Here is a 5,653-nt window from a genome sequence, read left to right as displayed (position 1 = left end):
CTCTCTTACCCTTATTTACCATACCTTTGATTGTTGCTTTGATTATTTTGGTGCAACCATGTCTTCTGGTCGTACCCATTCATCAAACTCTTGCTCGGTCAATAGCCCAAGCTCTACCGCCACTTGTTTTAAGGTTTTGTTTTCTTTATAAGCAGTTTTGGCAATTTTGGCGGCATTTTCATAGCCCACATGACGGTTTAGGGCAGTTACCAACATGAGCGAATTGTGCAAAAAGTAATCAATCTTTTCACGCACAGGTTCAATACCCACCGCACAATTATCATTAAAGCTGTTGCAAGCGTCCGCAAGTAGGCGAATGGATTGCAAAAGATTATAACCGATGACAGGCATAAAGACGTTCAATTCAAAATTACCGCTCGCCCCTGCCATATTGATAGTTACATCATTGCCCATGACCTGAGCGACCACCATGGTCATCGCCTCCGACTGCGTGGGGTTTACCTTACCTGGCATGATAGATGACCCTGGTTCGTTCTCGGGAATGGTAATCTCGCCCAGACCACAACGGGGGCCACTAGATAGCCAGCGAATGTCATTGGCGATTTTGTTTAGACTGCCTGCCAAGGTTTTTAATGCCCCTGAGGCAAACACTTCAGCATCACGGCTTGCCAAAGCTTCAAATTTGTTGGGGGCGGTTACAAAGGGCAATCCTGTCAGCTCGCTGATTTTTTGGGCGGATTTGACGGCATAGTCAGGGTGGCTGTTTAGCCCTGTACCCACAGCCGTTCCACCAAGTGGCAACTGATACAAGCCTTGCAAAGCGTTATCAATCCGCACAAGTGCCAAACCAAGCTGTGCCACATAACCGCCAAATTCTTGACCCAAGGTGAGCGGTGTGGCATCTTGCAAATGGGTACGTCCGATTTTGACAATGTCGGCAAAGTCGGCAGACTTTTTGGCAAGCGTATCACGCAACGCCTTGACGGCAGGGATAAGTGAGCGGTTAATCTCCACCGCACTTGCCACACGAATGGTGGTCGGAAAGCTGTCGTTGGTGGATTGGGCGTGGTTGACATGGTCGTTGGGGTGGACGGGTTTGTAAGTGCCTTTTGGACTGCCTGCGATTTCGTTGGCTCGGTTGGCGATGACTTCATTCATGTTCATGTTGGACTGCGTGCCAGAGCCCGTTTGCCATACAACAAGCGGAAACTGGTCGGCAAGCCCACCTGCAATCACTTCATCACACGCCTGCACTATCAAATCACGCTGGCTATTCTCAATCCGCCCAAGCTCAGCATTGACGATAGATGCACTTTTTTTGACGGTTGCCATGGCGACAATCAAGGGGCGTGGCAGGGTCTCGCCCCCGATTTTAAAATTATCACGGCTACGCTGGGTTTGAGCCCCAAAATAAGCATCGGCAGGGACTTGTACTTCGCCCATGGTGTCTTTTTCAATACGAAAGTCGGTCATAAATTTTTCCTTGTTTGGTGGATAAAATTTGCTACAATGATAAAGTTACTATACCATTATTAAAATCAATTTTCAATCATAAATCATTATCATTTTTAATAATACCCATTGGAAAAACTCATGCCAAACACTCCCCTTCGTACCCGTATCCGTAAAGAGCGTAAAGCCTTGACCGCCAAACAGCGTGCCAAGTTTGCATTTATGGCAAGTTTATACCTACCCAAACTTTTGCTCCACCTGCCCAAAAATGCCAAGATTGGGCTATATCTGGACGATTTTGGCGAGTTGCCCACCGCACCGATTTTGGCATTTTGTCAAAAGCATGGCTTTACGCCCTTTTTGCCGATTACCATTGTGGGTAAACCCTTACGCTTTGCTCCTGTTTTTTTGCCATTAGCCAAAACACCCCTAAAACGCCATAAACTTGGCATGAAAGAACCTTTTGCCAAATATGACATAAGTGCCGATAAATTAGACATGATTATTTGCCCACTTGTGGCGGTGGATAAATGTGGCAATCGGCTTGGCATGGGGGGCGGATTTTATGACCGCACTTTTGCCAGTTTTCATGGGGTAAAGGTAGGCTGGTGTTATCATTTTCAAGTGGTTGAAAATTTAACGGTTCATGAATGGGATAAGGGCGTGGATATGGTCATAACAGATAAGGGGGTGATAAGGTTTTAGACAGTGTTAATCAATAAAGATTTAAAGGGCTTACCCAGAAAATCACAATTTACTGGGAAAATCTTAATCAACCGATTTTACAAACAATCTTAAAACTTACAATACCATAGACGCCAGCCATCCAAACAAAATCAGTGGGATGTTATAATGGATAAAGGTTGGTATCACGCTGTCTTTTATATGGTCATGCTGTCCATCCACGTTTAGCCCCATCGTTGGGCCAAGCGTTGAGTCAGATGCAGGCGAACCTGCGTCTCCGAGAACGCCTGCACTTGTCACAAGTGCCAAAGTTGCCATCGGACTAAACCCCATCGCCATACAAAGCGGTACATAAATGGTCGCAATAATCGGCACGGTCGAAAATGACGAACCAATCCCCATGGTAACGACAAGCCCCACCATCAACATGGCAAGGCTTGCCAGTGCTTTATTTGCCCCAAACATCTCCACCGCTGATTGTACCAGTGGCTGTATGTGTCCTGTGGCACTCATCACCTCGGCAAAGCCTTGGGCACTAATCATGATAAACCCAATCATCGCCATCATTTTAATGCCATCATTAAAAACATCGTCCGCCTGATTCCAGCCGACCACGCCTGTCGCCATAAAAATGGCAAAACCTGACAGCGACCCTAAAATTAGTGAATTAGTGTTTAGTTGAATGATAAAAGCTGCGATGATGGCGATGAGTGTTACGATGATTTTAAAGCCCATGTTGTTATCAATCACCTGCTCATCATTGCCTTTGACCGCTTGGGTTTTGGCGTTGTCATAGATTCTGGGTTTACGATAACTGACAAAAATCGCCACAAATAACCCTGTTAGCATGCCCAAAGCAGGAATGCTCATCGCTTTGACCACTGAAATGCCAGAGACATCAAGCCCTGATTTGACAAGATTTGCCATGATGATTTCATTTAAAAAAATGTCCCCAAACCCATAAGGGACAAACATATAAGTATTAACAAGCCCAAAGGTGATAAGGCAAGTGATGAGCCTTCTGTCCAGTTTTAATTCATTAAACACCGTCAAAAGCGGTGGAATGAGCAGTAAAATAAAGGCAATGTGAATGGGGATTAGGTTTTGGCTTAGGCAGGCAAGCAGCACAATCACACCAAATACCGCCCACTTAACACCGCCATGTTTGGCATGTTTGACCATCAAAATCGCTTTGTCTGCCAATGCCTTTGGTACGCCTGAATGAGCAATCGCCATTGCAAATGCCCCAAGTAAGGCATACGATAAGGCAATGCCCGCCCCACCCTTAATACCATTTTGAAAATGTGTCAGCACGCCTGTTGCCCCATTTTCTGCATCTGTCAAGGGCAATCCTGCAAATAAGCCACCCACAACTGCCCCCAAAATCAAACTTAGCACCACATGGACACGAGCAAGCGACAGCCCTACCATGATGATGACCGCCAACAGTACAGCGTTCATTTTATACCTTTTATAATCAAATGATAATCAAAACACCAATTATAACCCATTTTTAAAAAAATACACAAGATAAAAACGTTTTGGCATGATTGGCATAATGATAGGCACGATGATGGATGTGGGAAATTGGCTTAATTTTTCATGAAAAATTTGCTATAATAAAGGGTTTAAACTTTAACAGCGAGACAACTCATGGGCTTTAACTGTGGTATCGTAGGCTTGCCAAACGTTGGCAAATCCACCCTATTTAACGCACTGACCAAGGCAGGCATCGCCGCCGAGAATTTCCCTTTTTGCACCAAAGACCCAAATACAGGCATCGTACCTGTGCCAGACCCACGCTTAAAGGCGTTGGCAGAAATCGTCAAGCCTGAACGTGTGCTACCGACCAGCATGGAATTTGTGGACATCGCAGGGCTTGTGGCAGGAGCAAGCAAAGGCGAGGGCATGGGCAATCAGTTCCTTGCCAATATCCGTGAGACGGACGCTATCGCCCATGTGGTGCGCTGTTTTGATGATGACAACGTCATTCATGTGGACGGACGAGTGAGCCCCCTATCCGACATTGAGACCATCAACACCGAGCTTGCTCTTGCCGACCTTGAAGCGGTGGGACGTGCGATAACTAACGCCACAAAAAAAGCAAAAGGCGGAGACAAAGACGCTCAGGCGATTTTGGCGGTGTTTCAAAAGATTGAGCCATTTTTGGCAGACGGCAAACCTGCACGGATGGCAAATCTTGACAATGACGAGAAAAAACTCATCAAATCCTATGGGCTTATCACCCTAAAACCCGTCATGTACATCGCCAACGTGGCAGAAGACGGTTTTGAAAATAACCCCCACCTAGATGCGGTGCGTGAATTTGCCCAAAGCGAAAACGCCATTGTCGTGGCTCTGTGCAACCAAATTGAAGCCGAAATCGCCCAACTTGACGAAGAAGAAAAGGCAGAGTTCTTAGAAGGCATGGGCATGAGTGAAGCAGGGCTTGACCGTGTGATTCGTGCAGGATATGACCTACTAAACCTACAAACCTACTTCACCGCAGGGGTTAAAGAAGTGCGTGCGTGGACGGTGCCTGTGGGTGCGACCGCCCCCGAAGCCGCTGGGGTTATTCATACCGATTTTGAGCGTGGCTTTATCCGTGCCGAAGTCATTAGTTATGATGATTTTATTGAATATGGCGGAGAAAAAGGGGCAAGCTCGGCAGGTAAATCCCGCCTAGAAGGCAAAACCTATATCGTCCAAGACGGCGATGTGATGCATTTTAGATTTAATGTGTAAAGCACCAAAAGCCAAAGCATAAGTTTTGGCTTTTTATTTATCTCATTTTTTAGATTTAAGCGGTGTGTGGCACACCCCATCTTTTTATCATTTTTTTAGCATTGATAAAATTAACCGCAAAATTTCAATACAAAAACAATCATGCCAAACTTTACCCACCTACTAAGCACGCTTGATGTCAGCCTAATCATCCTATTTATCCTATTGGGTTTGGGCGTGTTTAGCCAAAATAACACCATTATCATAGCGACCGCCCTACTGATTGTCGTCAAGGTCAGCCCACTAAATGCCCAACTCATGCCTGTGGTTGAAAAATACGGGCTAAGTTTGGGTATTTTGATTTTAACCATTGGCGTACTTGCTCCGATTGCCAGTGGCAAAATTAGCGGGGAGGTGATTTTAAAATCGTTTGTCAGTGTCAAATCCTTGCTTGCCATTGCTGTTGGTGTACTGGTGGCGTATTTGGGCGGTCGTGGGGTTAAGCTCATGACAGATGAGCCAAGTGTCATCGCAGGGCTACTTATCGGCACAGTGGCAGGCGTGGCACTACTTCGGGGCGTGCCTGTTGGACCACTCATTGCAGCGGGGATTTTGTCGCTGTTTTATTGGAAATAAGTTTAGGATGATTTTATGAAACGACAATTATCAATTTTCATTTTCGCCTTTATGTTGTTCGGCTGTTTTGATAATCCAACAACGTCCAATAACAACATCACGCCTTTGACCGAGATATCTAGCCCGCCAATATCCAACCCACCGCCTTTATCTCAAATTAAAAAGACGTCCATTGATAAACAAAACACCCCACTCC

6 protein-coding genes are annotated in these 5,653 nt (G+C 45.7%); 4 read left to right on the top strand and 2 right to left on the bottom strand.

All coding sequences use genetic code 11. The features are described from left to right. Positions 1–42: 42 nt before the first annotated feature. A complete protein-coding gene (gene fumC, locus IM753_RS12515) occupies positions 43–1,434 on the bottom strand; it encodes a class II fumarate hydratase (protein ID WP_194109425.1) in 1,392 nt (463 codons plus the stop codon). 120 nt (positions 1,435–1,554) lie between these two features. Between fumC and IM753_RS12510 the strand changes: the two genes are divergently transcribed. Continuing rightward, a complete protein-coding gene (locus IM753_RS12510) occupies positions 1,555–2,118 on the top strand; it encodes a 5-formyltetrahydrofolate cyclo-ligase (protein WP_194109424.1) in 564 nt (187 codons plus the stop codon). Between the two features lie 96 nt (positions 2,119–2,214). Here IM753_RS12510 and IM753_RS12505 read toward each other — a convergent pair whose 3' ends face one another. Beyond that, positions 2,215–3,558 (bottom strand): Na+/H+ antiporter family protein, encoded by a 1,344-nt coding sequence (locus IM753_RS12505; RefSeq protein WP_194109423.1) that lies wholly within the window; start codon positions 3,556–3,558, stop codon positions 2,215–2,217. A gap of 192 nt (positions 3,559–3,750) precedes the next feature. On the opposite strand from IM753_RS12505, the gene ychF reads away from it, so the two are divergent. The 3 genes from ychF to IM753_RS12490 form a co-directional block, all read left to right on the top strand. Then, entirely contained in the window at positions 3,751–4,842 is a 1,092-nt protein-coding gene (gene ychF, locus IM753_RS12500) for a redox-regulated ATPase YchF (protein ID WP_194109422.1), read from the top strand. Between the two features lie 141 nt (positions 4,843–4,983). Then, positions 4,984–5,457, top strand: coding sequence for a DUF441 domain-containing protein (locus IM753_RS12495; RefSeq protein WP_065255908.1), 474 nt, complete (start codon positions 4,984–4,986; stop codon positions 5,455–5,457). A gap of 15 nt (positions 5,458–5,472) precedes the next feature. Continuing rightward, a partial coding sequence (locus IM753_RS12490) for a hypothetical protein (RefSeq protein ID WP_194109421.1) occupies positions 5,473–5,653 on the top strand: 181 nt, incomplete at its 3' end.

Source organism: Moraxella sp. K127 (assembly GCF_015223095.1).
In the GTDB taxonomy this organism is placed as follows: domain Bacteria; phylum Pseudomonadota; class Gammaproteobacteria; order Pseudomonadales; family Moraxellaceae; genus Moraxella.
The sequence above is the reverse complement of the archived record's forward strand: the minus strand, read 5'-3'. Positions and strand labels throughout refer to the sequence as shown.

Coding starts and splice junctions, on each gene's coding strand:
- fumC (WP_194109425.1), bottom strand. CDS start 1,434: ATGACCGACTTTCGTATTGAAAAAGACACCATGGGCGAAGTACAAGTC.
- IM753_RS12510 (WP_194109424.1), top strand. CDS start 1,555: ATGCCAAACACTCCCCTTCGTACCCGTATCCGTAAAGAGCGTAAAGCC.
- IM753_RS12505 (WP_194109423.1), bottom strand. CDS start 3,558: ATGAACGCTGTACTGTTGGCGGTCATCATCATGGTAGGGCTGTCGCTT.
- ychF (WP_194109422.1), top strand. CDS start 3,751: ATGGGCTTTAACTGTGGTATCGTAGGCTTGCCAAACGTTGGCAAATCC.
- IM753_RS12495 (WP_065255908.1), top strand. CDS start 4,984: ATGCCAAACTTTACCCACCTACTAAGCACGCTTGATGTCAGCCTAATC.